Below are 17,303 nucleotides of genomic sequence, written 5' to 3' on the forward strand. Positions count from 1 at the left end.
ATTTCCTAGCCATGGACGACATCTTGAAACTTGACATCAGCGGTCCTGTCGTCATGGCCATTGCCGGGGCTATCGGCGCCGTGTTCTTCCTTGTACTGTTCCTCAGGCCGACTGCACGCTGGGCACTCACCGCGATCGTCGCCGTTGTGTCGGCTGCGTTGCTGGGGTGGCTGACTGTGTGGCTCATTGAGGACGTCATGGATGTCTTCCACGTGGGCCTGACACCACGTGTGTGGTTCTGGGCCGTCGCCTGCTTCGCTGCGTTGGGCCTGGCCGCGGTCAGCTTCCGCCATAGCCGGCCGTGGCGGAAAGTGGTGGCGGCATTCGCCATTCCAGTGTTCCTCCTGGTAGCCGCCCTGGGCATCAACGCCGAGTTCGGGCTGAACAAGACGTTGGGCTCGGCATTGGGGATCTCCACTGAGGGGGCCATCCAGCTGAACAAGCCAAACCCGGATGCGTCCATCCCCGCAGGTCCGCTCTGGCAAAGCTGGAAACCCCCGGCCACCATGCCGTCCAAGGGCAAGGTGGGCACCCAGGTGATACCGGCAACGGCCTCGGGCTTTGACGCCCGGCCCGCCGGCATCTACCTGCCTCCTGCGGCCCTGACGGACAACCCGCCACGGTTGCCCCTGTACGTCCTCATGATGGGCCAGCCCGGCCTCCCCGACCCCCAGTACGTATCGGCTGCGTTGGATGAATTCGCGGCGAAGAACAACGGCCTTGCCCCGATTGCCATCGTCGCGGACCAGATCGGCCCTGATGAGAACGACAACCTCTGCTTGGACACTGCCAAGTACGGCAACGTGGAGAAGTACATCAATGAGGACGTGGTGAACTGGGCCAAAGCCAACCTGAACATCCTCCCGGACCGGGAGCATTGGACCGTCGCCGGTTACTCCAACGGCGGCCAGTGCGCCATCTCCTTCGCCGTCAAATACCCGAAAATGTGGGGCAACGTGGTGGACATCTCCGGTGAAGAGTTCCCGGGCGCCGAGGACCCGGCAGGCAATCTTGCAGCCATCTTCGGCGGCAACCAGGCGGATTACGACGCCCAGAAGCCCATCAACATCATGAAGGGCAAGCAATTCCCTGACACCACGGCCGTCTTCACCGTTGGCTCCGACGACGTGACGTACGTGGCCGCCGCCAAAGCCGTCTCCGCTGCTGCACAGGCAGCAGGCATGACCGTCACCTACTACGAGGTCCCCAACGGCGGACACGTGGGTATCGCCCTGAACGCGGGACTGACCAAAGGCTTCGAGGTGCTCTATCCGCGTCTGGGGCTCTCGCGCTAGAACCCTTTTGCGCGCCACCTACCGGCGATAAAGTTGAGCTGTGCCACATTGGCAAGAGCTGCAGCCGCTTCCGGCACCCTGGCAGCGACGGGATGAACGCATCCTGCCGCTGTGGTGGGATCGTCTGTGCTCAGTGACCAGCCCGCAGTCAGCCGCCCTCTACGCCGCAGGACTCTTCACCGACGACCGGCGCCGCCCCATTGCCCAGTGGTACAACCCCGAAGCCGACGCAGCCCTGCTGGTTGCACCCGAGACCTCGCCTGAGTGGCCTGTCCAGCGTTTCGGAATTTTCTACGCACCACCCGGTGGCGGCTTCACCCGCGTCTACTCAGCTCCGCACGAGTGGCATCCCCGCGAACCCAGGACCCCACCTACAGAACAGGATTCGTTCCTGGCAGCCGTGGCCGAGGCAGCCCGCTTCCTGCAGGTGGAGATGGATTTCGTCTGAAAAAGACGAACCCCGCACCGGCGGGAAGCCGGTACGGGGTCCTTGTGCTCCTCCGACTGGACTTGAACCAGTAACCCTTCGATTAACAGTCGAATGCTCTGCCAATTGAGCTACGGAGGAATGAAGCGGTTATGACTTTAGCAAAGGTTTCACCGGAATGCGAAATCGGCCCGGCATACCCCCTGGGGGTATAAAAAATACCCCCATTCCGGATCACCGGAACGGGGGTATTGCGCGCTCCTCCGACTGGACTTGAACCAGTAACCCTTCGATTAACAGTCGAATGCTCTGCCAATTGAGCTACGGAGGAATGAAGCGGTTACTAGCTTAACAGGGGCCCGCCGGAAAACGAAATCGAGGTTCTCAGCCGTCGGAACGCAGCGCGCGACGTTCCATTTCCAACTGCATGAGCTCCCGGTTCAGGCGCTGGAATTCCTCCGGGTTGGCTCCTGCGTCCAAGCGCTGCAACTGGCCCATCTTGTCAGCTTTGATGCGTGTGATCTGCAGTTCGAAGAGGCGGGCCAGGATGTCCCGGCAGTACCGCTGCATGGCTTCGGGAGTGCTGGCGGGCAACGGTGTGACAGCAAGCTCGGACACCAAAGGCCGCAGCGGCTCGGGAACTTCCTGGCGGACCTGTTCCACCCACGCCACCGGATCAGCCGCATGGGCGAGGCCAGCGGCGCGCACTGCCGTGTGGACGGCAGCATAGGCGGGGGTGGCAAAGTACGAGGCCTCGAAACGTTCCCACGCTCCCCCGCCAAGCACCGCGGGCTCCTGGAGGACAACTTCCAGAGCCTGGCGTTCCATACCCGCTATCGGGTCCCTGGGGTCGGGCCGTTGGAAGACAGGACCGCTCGACGGCGGTGCTGCCGCCGCCGCGGATTGTTCAGCTGCGCCGGAGGGACCCGACGTGCTGCCGCCGGACGCTGCGCGCTTGGCGGCCGCCCCAACATAGCTGCTGACTTCCTCGATGGGCATGCCCAACCAGCCAGCCAGGTTGCGCGTATAGCCGGGCCGCGTGGCAGAGTCCCTGATCTGTGCCACCACGGGGGCGGCTTCCCGCAATGCGGCCACACGGCCTTCCACGGTGTCCAGGTTGTGCCGGCGCAAAGTGGCCCTGATGGCGAACTCAAAAAGCGGCTTCCGGGTACCGATGAGGTCGCGCACCGCGGCGTCGCCCTTGAGTTGGCGAAGATCGCAGGGATCGGCACCAGTGGGCTCCACGGCGACGTAGGTCTGGGCCGTGAAGCGCTGGTCTTCCTCAAAAGCCCTCAGGGCGGCCTTCTGGCCGGCGGCGTCGCCGTCGAACGTGAAGATGACCTCCCCGCCGCTGCCGTCGTCCGAAAGCAGCCGCCGGGCGACCTTGATGTGTTCGGTGCCGAACGCAGTACCGCAGGTGGCTACCGCCGTCGTGACTCCTGCGAGGTGGCAGGCCATAACGTCGGTGTACCCTTCCACCACCACCAGTTGGCGCTCCTTGGCGATGTTCCGCTTGGCGATGTCGATGCCGTAGAGGACCTGGGATTTCTTGTAGAGCGTGGTCTCAGGGGTATTCAGGTACTTGGGGCCCTGGTCGTCCTCGTAGAGCTTGCGGGCGCCGAAGCCGATGGTGTCGCCGGCGATGTCGCGGATGGGCCAGATGAGTCTTCCCCGGAAGCGGTCGTAGATGCCCCTGTTCCCCTCAGAAAACATCCCTGTGAGTTTCAACTCAGCGTCCGTGAACCCACGGCCACGAAGGTGCTTCAGGAGAGCGTCCCAACCCTGCGGGGCATAGCCCACACCGAAATGCTCAGCGGCCGCGCGGTCAAAGCCGCGGCCATCCAGGAAGTTGCGTCCTTCGGCCGCCCCGGGAGTCAGCAGCTGGGCGCGGAAGAACTCATCGGCGATCTTGTGCGCGTCCAGCAAGCGCTGGCGTTTGCCCACTTCCTCGCGGCTGGGACCGGTTCCGCCGTCCTCGTAGCGCAGCTCGTAGCCGATCCTTGCAGCCAGCTTCTCGACGGCCTCATGGAACGAGCTGTGGTCCATTTTCTGGAGGAAGGAGATAGCGTCGCCGTCCTCGCCACAGCCGAAGCAGTGGTACCTGCCCACTTGTGGGCGGACGGTGAAGGAGGGCGATCGTTCGTCGTGGAAGGGGCACAGTCCCTTGAAGCTGCCCAGTCCCGCGCCTTTGAGCGTGACGTATCCGTCAACGACTTCCTTGATATCCGTGCGCTGGCGTACTTCGTCGATATCTTCACGTTTGATCAGGCCAGCCACGTGACCATCCTAGTCGCTCCGGCCAAACGCACCGGCCCTCACCAAAGGGACGGGAGGCTGCCCACAAGGCGTTCATACATGGCCAGCGCGGACACGTCCGTCAGCGATGCGACCTGGTCGATCACCACGCGCAGCCGGGCACCGTCGTCGACGGCGTCGCGCCAGTCCGCAGCGAACATCGGCTCCAGGTGACGGTCGCCGGTGGCGTTCAAGACACCCACGAGGGCGTGCAGCACCTCGCGCTGGCGTTCGTAGACCGGCTGGCGGTGGTCGGTGGAGATGACGAAGGTGGTGGCAAGGCCCTTGAGGACCGCGATCTCGGTGACGGTGTCCTCGGGAACCATGAGTTCGGCGTCGTAGCGGGTCAGGTTGGCGGGCCCGAAATGGTCCCGGGTGGTTTCCATTGCACTCTGGCAGAACCGGCCGATCAACTGGCTGGTCATATCCTTCAGGGCGGCCATGGACTTCCGGCTGCCATCGGCCTCGCGGACCCAAACCCTGGTGGCTTCCAACCGGGCCAGGGCCGCATCGATTTCGGCGGGGTCGTTGTGCGGCAAGTACCACTGTTTGGTGTAACCCACCACGCGCGCCCGGTGATCCGGGTTTTCCATCCATTTGAGCTGGAAATGGCCGGCGACAATAGCGTCTTCGACGTCGTGGACCGAGTACGAAATGTCGTCGGCGAGGTCCATCACCTGGGCCTCGATGCACGAGCGGTTTCCGGGGGCGCCTTCACGCAGCCACTCAAACACGGGAAGGTCGTCTTCGTAGGCGCCGAACTTGCTGGTGCGGTGGCCGTGGATGACGGGGGCGTCGACGGCGGACCACGGGTATTTGGATGCGGCGTCCAGGCTGGCGCGGGTCAGGTTGAGTCCCGCGGGCCTGCCGTCCTCGCCCAGGACCTTGGGTTCGAGCCGGGTCAGCAGGCGCAGTGTTTGGGCATTGCCTTCGAAACCACCGATGGTGTGAGCCACCTCGTTCAAAGCGGATTCGCCGTTGTGGCCGAAGGGCGGGTGTCCCAGGTCATGGCTCAGGCAGGCTGTATCCACGACGTCAGGATCACAGCCCAAGGAGCGGCCAAGCTCACGGCCAACCTGTGCGACTTCGAGGCTGTGGGTCAGCCGGGTGCGGACAAAGTCGTCCGTGTCCGGGGCGACCACCTGGGTCTTGGCGCCCAGCCTGCGCAGTGCCGAGGAATGCAGGACCCGGGCACGGTCCCGTTCAAAGTCCGAACGGTACGTGGTCTTGCGGGACTCTTCGACCCACCGTGCTGAATCCGCCTCGGCGTATCCGGGAATGGCCAACACATAATCGTGACTGGTTCCGTTGTGGCCAAGCACTGCTTCGGTTCCCATGGGTATCTGCCTCCTCCAAGCGCCGGGGTGTGGAGCTTCTTGAGTCAGTCTTACACGTGTGAGGCTAGCCGCCCGAAACGTCCAGCTCCGCAGCGGAGATTTCCGCGCTCTGTTCAGCGTTCAGCTGACGGCTGACCAGCCAGTCCTTGGGCAACGCGGGCTTTTTTGGCGAACCTGCGCGGCCGCGCGGACCCTCGGAATCAACTCCGGGGTAGGGCGAATCCATGTCCAGCTCGTCAAGGTATTCGCGCAGGACTTCCAGGGTGGGCACGGTGGCCAGCTTGGCACGCAGTTCCCCGCCCACCACGTAGCCCTTGAAGTACCAGGCCATGTGCTTGCGGATCTCGCGGAGCGCTTTGTATTCGTCGTTTCCGAAGGTCTCCACCATCAGTTCGGCGTGCCGGTAAACGCCCTCGGCTACTTCACGCAGGCCCGGGCGGTGTCGCTGGTCGCTGCCTTCAAAGGCGGCCTGCAGGTCACCGAACAGCCACGGGCGCCCCTGGCAACCACGGCCGACGACGACGCCGTCCACGCCGGTTTCCCGGACCATGCGGACAGCGTCCTCAGCGGACCAGATATCGCCGTTGCCCAACACCGGGATGTCGGGCAATGCCTCGCGGAGGCGGGCAATGGCGGACCAGTCGGCCTGGCCGGAATAGAACTGCGCGGCGGTTCGGCCGTGCAGTGCGACGGCGGCCACTCCGGCGTCGCGGGCGATGCGGCCGGCGTCGAGGTACGTCAGGTGGTCCTCATCGATGCCCTTGCGCATCTTAATGGTCAGCGGGATGCCGCCCTTGGACGCTTCCTTGACTGCTGTGTTCACGATGGACGTAAAGAGGTCGATCTTCCACGGCAGGGCAGAGCCGCCGCCGCGTCGGGTGACTTTGGGCACTGGGCACCCAAAGTTAAGGTCGATGTGATCTGCCCGGTCTTCTTCCACGAGCATGCGCACTGCGGCACCAACGGTCACAGGATCCACGCCGTAGAGCTGCACCGATCGGACTTTCTCGTCCTCGTCGTGGGAGATGATGCGCAGCGATTCCGGCGTCCGCTCCACGAGGGCACGCGAGGTCACCATCTCGGCCACGTACATGCCGCCGCCGTATTCACGGCAGAGCCTGCGGAAGGCAGAGTTGGTGATGCCCGCCATGGGGGCGAGGATTACCGGGGTGTCCACGGTGATCCCACCGAGCTTCAATGGCGGGAGCTCGAGCTTTGGTGCAGGGGGCGTCGCTACTACAGTCACCCATCCATTGTTGCAAATGCGGGCAAATCGGCGGGAAACCCTAGAGAAGCCAGCCATTGTCCGCGGCCAACCGGACCGCTTCCGCCCTGGTCCTTCCGCCTGTCTTGGCCATGGCCGCGGAGAGGTAGTTCCGTACTGTCCCCTCGGAGAGCATCGCGGCCTTGGCAATGTCTGCCACGGTGCCGCCGTCGGACGCTGCCCGAAGCACGTCCGCCTCACGTTCGGTCAGCGGGCTGTCGCCGGAGGTCAACGACTCCGCGGCGAGGACGGGATCCACTACGCGCAGTCCGCGGTGCACACGCCTGACCGCCTCAGCCAGCTGGCGCGCAGGCGTGTCCTTGACCACGAAGCCCGATGCTCCGGCCTGCATGGCCCTCTTGAGGTAGCCCGGCCGGCCGAACGTGGTGACCATGAGGACCCGGCACGAAGGCGCCGCCCGGCGGACGGCCGCTGCGGCACTGATGCCATCCAACCCGGGCATCTCGACGTCGAGCATGGCCACATCCGCAGCGTATTCCACGACGGCGTCCGCCACTCCTGTTCCGTCACCCAGCTCAGCAACCACCTCGATGTCCGGCTCAAGCCCCAGCAAAGCGGCCAAAGCCCCGCGGACCAACGCTTGGTCGTCGGCAATCACCAAACGGATAGTCATACCTCAACAACCAATCTGAACCCTCCCAGGTCACTCAAGCCCACATTAACGCTGCCACCGGCAGCCGCTGCCCTTTCGCGGATCCCGGCCAGGCCGCTACCGAAAGATCCCGCGGCACCTGGCCCGACGCCGTCGTCCTCCACCATGACGCTCGACGCCGTCAACAGGACCCGGCAGCGGCCGGCGCCTGAGTGCCGAACCACGTTCGTGATGCCTTCCCTGAGCACCCAGCCGAACAGTTCCCGGTGCCTGGCCGGCACCTGCTCCACCGAGCCGGGCAATTCAGCATTGATCCCCGCCGACTCGAGAGCTGACCGGGCCGCTGCGAGCTCGGCAAGGACGTTCACTCCCCGGTAACCGGCAACAGTGGCCCTGACATCTGCGAGCGCGCCGCGGGCCAGGTCCTGCACATCGCTGATTTCCGCGGCGGCCCTATCCGTGGCCGGATCCGCGGGTGATCCTTCCATCAACCGCCCGGCCAGCTCCGCTTTGACAGCGATCACCGTCAAGGAGTGCCCCAGAATGTCGTGCATGTCCCGGGCGACGCGGCTGCGCTCGGCAGCCACTGCGGCGTCGGCCAGTTCGGTTTGCGCCTCGCGGAGCTGGACCGTCTGCCGGATCAGCCGTGCAAAGGAGGACATCATGAGGCCGAGCGACAGGATGAGGGCGGGCTGGAAGAACGCCTGCTCGGGGGTACCGGTTATCAGTTCCGTCGCCAAGGACACAGCGGCCATGGCAAGGATGAGGACAAAGTCCACACGTGGCGGCAGCACGGTCATGGCGATGGCGCATGCGAGGAACGGCCAGGTCCACAATGCCTCCTTGCCGACCAGGAGAATGACAAGGCCGTTCAAAGCCAACAGGATCCCCGTACAGGCGAGTCCCGTTCTGGTTCCGCGGCTCCGGCTGAACATCGGCAGGACGGCGTAGGCGGCGAAGAAAGCCACCAGCGATGCGGAAGCAGCCACCTTCCATAGCGGGGGTTCGTCCACCGACCACACCAGGTTCCACGTGGGCCAGGCCCAGAGGATGATGGAGAATCCGGCTCCTACGAACCATTTGCGGGGCCCGGGCCCACGGAACGTGTCGCCAAGGCCAGGGCTGCTCATGGATCCCACAATAGTCACCGCGGGACGCGCTCAGACACGTTTAGTGTCACGGCGGAAGGCCATGGCCGCCCCGCCAACGAAGATGGCCAGCCATACCAGCACGTTAACGATCCAGAGGGCATCAAAATCGCCGGTGATGGGGCTGCGCGCCAATTGTCCGATCCCGTAGGCCGGTGTGAACTTCGCAATCTCGCCGAAGGTGTCTCCCATGATCTCGATCGGCATGAACAATCCTCCCAACATGGCCAGGATGGCGAGCGCCGGGCCAAGGATCTGCATGACGTTCTGGCTTGGCATGAGGTACCCGACGAACAGGCCCAGGGCGGCGAAGACCAGGGACCCCAACCAGGCAACCAGGCCCGCGGTCAGCCAGATCTGCGGGTCCATGGTCACCCCGGCGATGGCACCAATGACGAATTGGGCAATGACGGCTACCAGGGACAAGGTCAGCGCCGCCGCTGCCTTGACGGCAATGTAGGCCCCCGGCAGGAGCGGGGTGAGCCGCAGTTGCCTGCTCCAGCCCTGCGCCCGTTCAACAGCCACCTGGCTGCCCGCACCTGTGGCTGCCGTCATGGCCGCGTAGACGGTGAGGCTGATCAGGATGTACTGCCCGTAGCTATGGCCGTTGGGAAGCAGTTGGTCCTTGTTGGACAGCCCAAAGATGAAGAAGAAGATGGCCGGCATCAGGACGGTAAAGATGACGGTCCTGCGGTTTCGGAGCATCCGCTTGATTTCTATCCACAGGAAGGTGCGGTTGATGCCGCCTGCGGATGGCTTCCGGTCCTGGATGGCTGGTGCCTGGCTCATGCCCGGTCTCCTTCCAACGCGTGGTGGATAGCGCCCGTCCCGGGTTCGTCCGCGGTGAGCGCCACGAAGGCCTCCTCCAGGTTGTGGGCGACCACTTCAAGGTCGTGGGCACCGGTGTTGTTGAGCAGGTAGCGGACCACTGTGTCCGAGTCGGAGGTTCGGACGGTGACGCGCCCGGCGTCGTACTCCACTGTGGCGGCCGGCGGCAGCCCGGCCAGTAGCTCCCGGTCCCCCGGCGGCAGCGCTGCCCGGACCGTCCGTCCGGACGCGAGGTTCTTCACCTGTGCTGCCGTGCCGTCGGCAACAACAGCCCCTTGGCGGACCAACACAATCCGGTCCGCGTAGGCATCAGCTTCCTCAAGATAGTGGGTGGCGAAGATGACGGTTCGCCCCCGCGACGCGTCGGCCCTGATGGCAGTCCAAAAATCACGGCGCCCCGCTACGTCCATACCGGTGGTCGGTTCATCGAGGATGAGCAGCCCGGGGTCGGAGACCAACGCCATGGCAAAGCGCAGGCGCTGCTGTTGCCCGCCGGAACACTTCTCCACCCTCCGGTCCGCGATGTCCAGGATGCCTGCGCGGGTCAGGACTTCGTCAACCGGGCGCGAGGAGTCGAACATCGCTGCAGTGAGCTGCACCGTCTCCCGGACGCTGATATCGCGCAGCAAGCCACCGGTCTGCATCACTGCAGCCACCTGGCCCCTGGCAATCGCAGCCCGTGGCGTGTGCCCGAAGACCGAGACACTGCCCCGGTCCGGGGTGCTCAGCCCAAGGATCATGTCGATGGTGGTGGTCTTGCCGGCGCCATTGGGGCCAAGGAAGGCCACCACCTCCCCCTGCTGCACCGTCAGGTCCAGCCCGCGAACTGCGTGGACCTTTCCAAAGCTCTTGTGAAGTCCGGCGGCCTGAACGGCCGGCACACCTGCTGCTTTCATGGCTCTCCCTGGTTGCTGTTGTTCTGCAACCAAGTCAACCCGCGTCCTGCCCGTCGCACCCCTGGACGGTGTCACACCTTCTGGGTGACAAATGTCATCAGTGGGCTATTCCGGGCTGCGCCGCTCCGCTTCCCGCTGGGCGCGGCGGCTGCCCGGCCGTGCAGGTTTGGCGGGAGCGTCGAGGCGGGTTCCGGCGTCGTGCGCGTCGGACCGCGCGACGGCGGCCGCTGCCGCCAGCGCGCCGGTGTCCTCGACGTCGTCGGGACCAACCGACGGCCCGTCCGCAGGAGCTGGGCGCTTCATGCCGGTCGCCTTGACGACGAGGACGGCGATCAGCGTCGTGACCGGGATCGCAAGAACCAGCCCGATGGAACCCACGAGCGTTCGGATGACTTCTTCGGAGAGTTCGGCGCTGGTGAGCGCTTCAGCCAAGGGACGGTCGTAGAGCATCACGATGATGAGTATCGGAAGGGCTGCGCCCGCGTAGGCAAAAGCGATGGTGTACACCGTGGAGGCGATGTGGTCCCGGCCGATCCGCATGGCCGAGGTGAACAGTTTGCGGGCACTGGTGTTGGGCGCCAGTTCATAGAGTTCCCACACTGCCGAGGACTGGGTAATGGTGACGTCATTAAGCACGCCCAGGCCGGAAATGATCAGGCCGCAGAGAATGATCCCGGAGATGGAGATCTGGCTCGACATATTCACCAGCGTTGAGGCATCGTGGTTTCCGACGCCGGCCAGGTTGGCGGCATCCGTAGCCCAGGCCGCCAACAGCGCTGTGATGCTGAGCCCAAAAATGGTCCCCAAGAGGGCCGTGGACGTTCGCGCCGAGAATCCGTGCGCAAAATACAGGACCCCGATCATGATCACCGTGGACCCCACCAACGCCAGCAGCAGCGGGGGTTTGCCCTCCACCAATCCGGGCAGGATGAAGCTGACCAGGACGAAGTACGCACCCACCAGCCCAAGGAGCGCCCGGAAGCCGCGCCAACGGGCAACCGCGATAACCACCGCCGCGTACAGGACGGCCAGCAGCGCTATGGGAATGCTGCGGACAAAATCGACAAAGACATAGGCAGGAGCGCCGCTGCCCGCGTTGGCACCCTGGACCGCGGAGAGGTTCAGGTACCGGATGGAGTCCCCCACGTCCACGCCGTGGGACATGGCAACGTCAGGGTTGATGACCACCTTGACTACATCCCCGCCCTTGTCCGGCTCCGTAAAGGCGAACGTGCACTGCGAGCCGCCGGACTGATTGTTTTGGCCGGCGTCCGTTTGGCCGGTGCCTGTTTGGCCCGTATCCGTCTGGCCGGTTTGCGTGCAGCTTTCCACCACCACGCTCTGGATCCGGCCGGTATCGAACGTGACGCCCGGGGCAGCCTGGTACGGGCTTGAGAAAGTGATCCCTTCCCGGCTGCCCGAGGGCCACATGACCATCATGGCCACCAGGGTCAGGACGCCCAGCGGAACAAGTATGGCCGCCAATATCCAGTTGGCCCTCTTCCGCGAGGCAAGAGCCTGCGGCGTTGGCTCGGAACTTTCAGAATGACCGTGGGAGTGACCGTGGCCCATCAGCAGCAAAACCTCATGCCTCAACCCTACGCGGGCCCCGGACACCCCACGACCCAGGACGTCCACATTCCTTGTCGCCACAATGACCGGCTTTGGACGCGCGGATTCGGATGTCACCCGCCCGCCGTGTTGGCTCCAGCGAAGATGGGTGTCCCACGGCGAAGCTTAAACGCAGGATCCCACGCTGCCCCATGGTGACGGACGGCGTGGGATCCTGACGTGCGGAAACAGTGGTCAGTCGCTCACGATCAACGTATCCGCACCGCGCACGTGGGCCTTGCCTGATTCCAGCAACGGAGTGAGGACATTCCGCAGGGCCGTCATCGATTCGTCAACTTCCAACAACACCGGGTGCTGGTAGGCAATAAGCGCCAGCAGATCCCGCACCGCAGCCGACGCATCGTCAGTGGACAGTTGAGGATCATGGCCGAGGAAGACGTCCGACGGTTCGTCGGTGTTGCCCTGGGCGTAGCTGATGGCAAACGCCTGGATCTTTCCCTTGCGGCTCGCGGGAACGCCTTCGCCGAAGGCACTGGCCTTGGGCGCGCGCAGGACTATTGCGCCATGGGCACCTGTCAGGTCATGCAGGAACAAGCGCTGAACCGTTGCAACGCCCAGCTCCCCCGGGCTATCCCAGTGGTGGACGTGCGAGTAGTACTTACCCACCACATCACTGAGCTCAACGGAACCAGTCGCCAGGTCCTCCACACGCTCCGACGCAGCTTCCTCGGAACCGTCGCCGAACCTCGGCAATGACAGAGGCTCAGGCTCCACAACCACCAGCTGCGAACGCTGGATCGGTGCCAGTCCCGCAGCCGCAGCAAATGCCGCACCAGCAGTTCCCGGCTCCACCTTGCTGCGCAGCTTGGAAACGCCCGACGGCGAGTTCCCGGCTTCGCGGCGAAGCATGGTCAGCAGCGTGGCACCGACGCCTTCCCGGCGGTGGTCCTTGGCAACCTCGAGGTAAACCCAAAGGCGTTCGGGGTGCAGCGATGCCTCATGGACCACGCCTGCCGCAACGGGAATCCGTACGCCATCCACGACGTCCTCGGCCACGATGCACCGGCGCCATGGCTGGTTGCCCGACGGCGCCAGGGCGGCACGGAACTGCTCGGCGGGAAGGGTCTCCGGGCTACCCCAGATCTCCAGGAGGGCGAGGTCGTCGCCTTCCTTCCATTCGCGGTACTCCAAAGCCACGATCAGGCGCCGATCAAGCGTGCTGCCAGGTAGCCTTCAACCTTGTCCAAGGACACGCGTTCCTGGCTCATGGTGTCGCGCTCACGGATGGTGACTGCCTGGTCTTCGAGCGTGTCGAAGTCCACGGTGATGCAGAACGGGGTACCGATCTCGTCCTGGCGACGGTAGCGGCGGCCGATGGCTCCGGCGTCGTCGAAGTCGATGTTCCAGTTCTTGCGCAACTGGGCGCCCAACGCCTTGGCCTTGGGGGACAAGTCCTCGTTGCGGCTCAGGGGCAGGACGGCTGCCTTGACCGGGGCAAGGCGCGGATCCAGCTTCAGCACCGTACGGACGTCGACGCCGCCCTTGGCGTTGGGTGCCTCATCCTCGGTGTACGCGTCGATCAGGAAGGCCATGAAGGAGCGGGTCAGGCCAGCGGCGGGCTCGATCACGAACGGGGTGTAGCGCTCGTTGGTTGCCTGGTTGAAGTAGCTCAGGTCGGTGCCGGAGGCCTTGGCGTGGGTGGAGAGGTCGAAGTCCGTCCGGTTGGCGATGCCTTCGAGCTCGCCCCATTCGGAGCCTTGGAAACCGAAGCGGTATTCGATGTCCGTAGTGCCCTTGGAGTAGTGGCTGAGCTTCTCCAGCGGGTGCTCGAAGAAACGGAGGTTGTCTTCACGGATGCCCAGGCCCGTGTACCAGGACATGCGCTCTTTCATCCAGTACTGGTGCCACTCTTCATCGGTGCCGGGCTCGACGAAGAATTCCATCTCCATCTGCTCGAACTCGCGGGTACGGAAGATGAAGTTGCCCGGGGTGATCTCGTTACGGAAGGACTTGCCGATCTGGCCGATGCCGAACGGCGGCTTCTTCCGGGAGGTGGTGAGCACGTTGTTGAAGTTCACGAAGATGCCTTGGGCGGTTTCCGGGCGGAGGTAGTGCATACCTTCGTCGCTGGCCACCGGGCCGAGGAACGTCTTCAGAAGGCCGGAGAATTCCTGCGGCTCCGTCCATTCGCCACGGGTGCCGCAGTTGGCACAGGCAATGTCCTTGAGGCCGTTCTCAGCGGGACGGCCCTTCTTTTCCTCGTACTCTTCCTCGAGGTGGTCTGCACGGTAGCGCTTGTGGCAGGACAGGCACTCCACCAAAGGATCGGAGAAGACCTCCACGTGGCCCGATGCTTCCCATACCTGGCGGGGAAGGATGACGGAGGAATCCAGGCCTACAACGTCCTCGCGGCCTCGGACCATGCTCTGCCACCACTGCCGCTTGATGTTTTCCTTCAGCTCCGCACCGAGGGGACCGTAGTCCCATGCGGAACGGGAGCCACCATAGATTTCACCGGCCTGGAAGACAAAGCCCCTCCGCTTGGAGAGGGAAATGACCTGGTCAAGGACGGATTTTGCTGCCATGGGTACTCCATTTGTTCTACAGGGCCGCTGGGTGCGGTCCGCGGTGGTTAGCCCCGGTTTCCGGACGAGGTTGTCCGGCGGGGTGCTGGGGGAAATTTACTGCAAAGTACTTGACCCTACTGGAAAAAGCACTTGGGGGCACTGCGTCTCCTAGCCTACCGGCCTTTGGCAGGGCCTCTTCGTGCAAAAGCGCCTTTGGGCCACGGCAGGGTGGCCACGATGATGGCGGCGAGCGTCAGTACCGTACCCAGCACCGTGGGCAAGGCGACCGCGGCGCCGGGACTGGGGATCACGACGTCGAGCAGCAACGATCCCACCAGCTGACCGGCAATCATGCCCAAGCCGGTGATCAGCACGCCGAGGCTGCGGACCAGGAGGGCCGCCAGCCCGATGAAGAGGCAGCCCATGGGCCCGCCAAGGTAGTACCACCACTCCGAGGGAAGCGGATTGCCCGGGCCGGCGACGGCAAGCTTAATGAGCCATGCGATCCAGAGGATGGCTGACCCGGCAATGAAGTTGACCAGCGTGGCTGCAATCGGCGTCCCGTAGTGAACGGTGGCCGTTCCATTCATGGCTTGTTGGAAGCTCATGAAGAATCCGGCAGCAAGTGGCAGCAGGACGGGCAACACGAGGGAGGCGATATCGGCGTCGCCGCCGAACCGGGGCGAAACTGCCCAGGCGACGGCGGCAACGGTCAGGACGCTGCCCAGGACCCGCACTCCCGTGATGGCACGTTTCCCTCCCGGTCCGATGCCCATCCGGTCCACCAGCAATCCGCTCAATGTCTGCCCCGTCACCGCGGCAACAGTGAAGAGCGCTACCCCCAGCAGGGCGACGGTGAACGACTGGGCAAATACGAACAATGCACCGATGGCACCGGCCATGACATAGAAGCGTGGAAAGCTGCGGTTCCGGACGGCGGGGATAATGCGCTGGAGGCCTGCCCTGCCTTTGGGTGTTGCAAAGGAAATTGCACTGATGAGCAGGAGGCCTGTGGTGAAGCTCACCACGGCGGCGGCAATGCCGTCCTCGAGCCTGGCGCCAAGTGCCCCGTTGATCCTTCCTTGGAGCGGGATGACCAAGCCTGTTGCGACTGCAATGGGGAGGCCAAGGGCGAGCGGAAGGACAGGACGGGGAGAAGGCTGCGGCACCGTCCCCACACTACTTCAGGCATCATTACTGTATGAGCAATCCGGAAATCGAAGAGATCCCCATCCGCGACGACATGATCCGCCTTGGCCAACTGCTGAAGCTTGCCAACCTCGTGGAAGACGGTGTCGAAGCCACGGAGCTCATCAAGAACGGCTTGGTCAAAGTCAACGACGAGATCGATGACCGCCGTGGCCGCCAACTCCACGTGGGCGATACCGTGACCGTCAACGGCCAGACTGTGCGGATCACCGCCGCCTGACGCACCGGGATTTTGTACAGATAACGCCCTCAAGAACGGCTCTTGGGGGCGTTATCTGTACAAAAACTCAATCGGTGAGGACTTTGTGGGTCAGGAATTCACCCACGTGCCCGATCTCCTGCTGGTTGATGCCGTGCCACATCCCGGTGTAGAGCACCTTGGTGAGGTCTACGTGCTTTCGCACCCAGCCCATGGTGTATTCGATCTTGTCCTGGGTAATGACCGGATCCTGCTGGTCCCGGCCCCAGAACATGGGCATCGAGCCATCCAGTTCGTGGTCCCGGAAGGCGGCGTCAGCGCCGGCGTCGATCACAAATCCTGAAAGTCCGACGACGGCAGCAAAGTCCGCGGGACGGTAGCGGACCATGGTGGTAGCCATCGCCATGCCCATGGAGAAGCCGAGCAAGGTCACCGATGAGTGGTTGGCTTTGACCGTGTCCAGCCACCCCAGCGCGTATTCCGCGGCAAGCTTCACGGCGTCCAGCGAGTAGTCGATGGACGCTGTGAGGGGGAACCACGTGAAGCCCGGCCCCATGGGCATCGGCGCCCGGAGTGCCGCCACCACGAAGCCGTCAGGCAACAGCCCGGCCAGGCTGAAGAGGTCCTCCTCGTTGGAACCGTAGCCGTGCAGCAGGACCAGGAGTGGCTTGCCGGCACGCTCGGCTTCGTCGTGGGACCACAGGACAACGGGCGCGGGGAATGCGGGGGCTTCAGTCATGGTTCCATTCTTACAGTTACCCGGAAGTAACAACCTACGGTGGCGTAGGTTCGCAGTGACGAGGCAGGATATGAGCGTGAGTGAGAACAATCCTTTGTTGAAACCGGGCGGACCTGTTCAAAAACACCCTTGGAGCCGCTACGTGGCCCTGGGTGATTCGTTCACTGAAGGGATCGGCGATCCCGAACCCGCGAACCCCGGCGGCTACCGCGGCTGGGCCGATCGCGTCGCTGAGGAGCTTGGCCGGGGGCACGGGGATTTCGCGTATGCCAACCTCGCCATCAGGGGCCGGCTCCTGCAGCAGATTCTGGACGAACAGGTTGGTCCCTGCCTGGAGTTGCAGCCGGACCTGGTGTCCATCTCGGCCGGCGGCAACGATCTCATCCGGCCTGGCGGCGACCCCGATCTGCTGGCTGAAAAACTCGACGTCGCGGTGGGCGGGCTGAGCTCCGGCGGCGCCACTGTGGTGTTGTTCAACGGCCCGGACACGGCCGCCTCCGTCCTGGGACGCATTCGCGGCAAGGTGGCTATCTACAACGAGAACCTCCGTACGGTAGCGGCACGACACGACGCCGTGGTGGCCGACATGTGGTCGCTACGGCAGTTGGCTGATCCGCAAATGTGGGATGTCGACCGCCTGCACTTCTCCCCGTTGGGCCACCACACCATCGCAACCATGGTCCTGGAGGCACTGAACGTAGAACATACACTCGAGCCCCTGATGCCCAAACCATTACCCCCACGTACATGGCGCGAGGCCCGCTCTTCCGACCTCGTCTGGGCGCGCGAGTACTTCGTCCCATGGGTCATCCGAAGGCTGCGACACCAATCTTCAGGCGACGGCATCAGTCCAAAGCGTCCGACGCCGGGACCCGTCTTCGGTTCCAGCGGCACCCTCTTGCCGCGCCGTTAGG

16 protein-coding genes and 2 tRNA genes are annotated in these 17,303 nt (G+C 64.1%); 4 read left to right on the forward strand and 14 right to left on the reverse strand.

The annotated features are described in order from the left end of the window. The first annotated feature begins 11 nt into the window (after positions 1–11). Together ACSSVG_RS02165 and ACSSVG_RS02170 are read left to right on the forward strand one after the other, a co-directional pair. The gene (locus ACSSVG_RS02165; RefSeq protein ID WP_492417037.1) at positions 12–1,295 is read left to right on the forward strand and encodes an alpha/beta hydrolase; all 1,284 of its coding nucleotides are present in this window, start codon (positions 12–14) and stop codon (positions 1,293–1,295) included. Between the two features lie 40 nt (positions 1,296–1,335). Continuing rightward, a complete protein-coding gene (locus ACSSVG_RS02170; RefSeq protein ID WP_231341051.1) occupies positions 1,336–1,743 on the forward strand; it encodes a hypothetical protein in 408 nt (135 codons plus the stop codon). Between the two features lie 47 nt (positions 1,744–1,790). On the opposite strand, the gene ACSSVG_RS02175 is transcribed toward ACSSVG_RS02170, so the two are convergent. The 13 genes from ACSSVG_RS02175 to ACSSVG_RS02235 all read right to left on the reverse strand — a co-directional run bounded on the left by ACSSVG_RS02175 (position 1,791) and on the right by ACSSVG_RS02235 (position 15,420). Further along, positions 1,791–1,863: transfer RNA gene (locus tag ACSSVG_RS02175), tRNA-Asn, on the reverse strand. A gap of 117 nt (positions 1,864–1,980) precedes the next feature. Further along, positions 1,981–2,053: transfer RNA gene (locus ACSSVG_RS02180), tRNA-Asn, on the reverse strand. A gap of 53 nt (positions 2,054–2,106) precedes the next feature. Next, positions 2,107–3,999, reverse strand: a complete 1,893-nt coding sequence (dnaG, locus tag ACSSVG_RS02185; protein ID WP_492417039.1) for a DNA primase — start codon at positions 3,997–3,999, stop codon at positions 2,107–2,109. A 38-nt stretch (positions 4,000–4,037) separates the two neighbouring features. Further along, complete coding sequence (locus ACSSVG_RS02190; protein WP_253467493.1) at positions 4,038–5,354, reverse strand: deoxyguanosinetriphosphate triphosphohydrolase; 1,317 nt, start codon at positions 5,352–5,354, stop codon at positions 4,038–4,040. Between the two features lie 64 nt (positions 5,355–5,418). Further along, complete coding sequence (gene dusB / locus ACSSVG_RS02195; RefSeq protein WP_144652105.1) at positions 5,419–6,600, reverse strand: tRNA dihydrouridine synthase DusB; 1,182 nt, start codon at positions 6,598–6,600, stop codon at positions 5,419–5,421. A 40-nt stretch (positions 6,601–6,640) separates the two neighbouring features. Continuing rightward, positions 6,641–7,252, reverse strand: a complete 612-nt coding sequence (locus tag ACSSVG_RS02200; protein WP_231341047.1) for a response regulator transcription factor — start codon at positions 7,250–7,252, stop codon at positions 6,641–6,643. Next, positions 7,249–8,361, reverse strand: coding sequence for a sensor histidine kinase (locus ACSSVG_RS02205; RefSeq protein ID WP_492417042.1), 1,113 nt, complete (start codon positions 8,359–8,361; stop codon positions 7,249–7,251). Before ACSSVG_RS02205 ends, ACSSVG_RS02200 begins: the two co-directional genes overlap by 4 nt. A 30-nt stretch (positions 8,362–8,391) precedes the next feature. After that, a complete protein-coding gene (locus tag ACSSVG_RS02210) occupies positions 8,392–9,168 on the reverse strand; it encodes an ABC transporter permease (protein WP_231341045.1) in 777 nt (258 codons plus the stop codon). Then, positions 9,165–10,103: an ABC transporter ATP-binding protein gene (locus ACSSVG_RS02215; protein ID WP_231341044.1), complete on the reverse strand. Its 939-nt coding sequence runs from the start codon at positions 10,101–10,103 to the stop codon at positions 9,165–9,167. The genes ACSSVG_RS02210 and ACSSVG_RS02215 overlap by 4 nt, the downstream gene beginning before the upstream one ends. A gap of 105 nt (positions 10,104–10,208) precedes the next feature. After that, complete coding sequence (locus ACSSVG_RS02220) at positions 10,209–11,675, reverse strand: YibE/F family protein (RefSeq protein WP_492419114.1); 1,467 nt, start codon at positions 11,673–11,675, stop codon at positions 10,209–10,211. A 234-nt stretch (positions 11,676–11,909) separates the two neighbouring features. Next, positions 11,910–12,872 carry a GNAT family N-acetyltransferase gene (locus ACSSVG_RS02225; protein ID WP_492417044.1) on the reverse strand — a complete coding sequence of 321 codons (963 nt, stop codon included), beginning with the start codon at positions 12,870–12,872 and terminating at the stop codon, positions 11,910–11,912. A gap of 2 nt (positions 12,873–12,874) precedes the next feature. Next, complete coding sequence (locus tag ACSSVG_RS02230) at positions 12,875–14,260, reverse strand: glycine--tRNA ligase (protein WP_090819307.1); 1,386 nt, start codon at positions 14,258–14,260, stop codon at positions 12,875–12,877. Positions 14,261–14,415: 155 nt separating this feature from the next. Beyond that, positions 14,416–15,420 (reverse strand): DMT family transporter, encoded by a 1,005-nt coding sequence (locus ACSSVG_RS02235; protein WP_492417046.1) that lies wholly within the window; start codon positions 15,418–15,420, stop codon positions 14,416–14,418. Positions 15,421–15,443: 23 nt separating this feature from the next. Here ACSSVG_RS02235 and ACSSVG_RS02240 point away from each other — a divergent pair, with 23 nt between their 5' ends. Further along, positions 15,444–15,671 carry an RNA-binding S4 domain-containing protein gene (locus ACSSVG_RS02240; RefSeq protein WP_231341041.1) on the forward strand — a complete coding sequence of 76 codons (228 nt, stop codon included), beginning with the start codon at positions 15,444–15,446 and terminating at the stop codon, positions 15,669–15,671. 67 nt (positions 15,672–15,738) lie between these two features. On the opposite strand, the gene ACSSVG_RS02245 is transcribed toward ACSSVG_RS02240, so the two are convergent. After that, complete coding sequence (locus ACSSVG_RS02245) at positions 15,739–16,389, reverse strand: alpha/beta hydrolase (RefSeq protein WP_231341040.1); 651 nt, start codon at positions 16,387–16,389, stop codon at positions 15,739–15,741. A gap of 70 nt (positions 16,390–16,459) precedes the next feature. Between ACSSVG_RS02245 and ACSSVG_RS02250 the strand changes: the two genes are divergently transcribed. Further along, the gene (locus ACSSVG_RS02250; protein WP_492417049.1) at positions 16,460–17,302 is read left to right on the forward strand and encodes an SGNH/GDSL hydrolase family protein; all 843 of its coding nucleotides are present in this window, start codon (positions 16,460–16,462) and stop codon (positions 17,300–17,302) included. The last annotated feature ends 1 nt before the right edge of the window (position 17,303 follow it).

The organism is Paenarthrobacter sp. E2MeOHC11 (assembly GCF_058744955.1).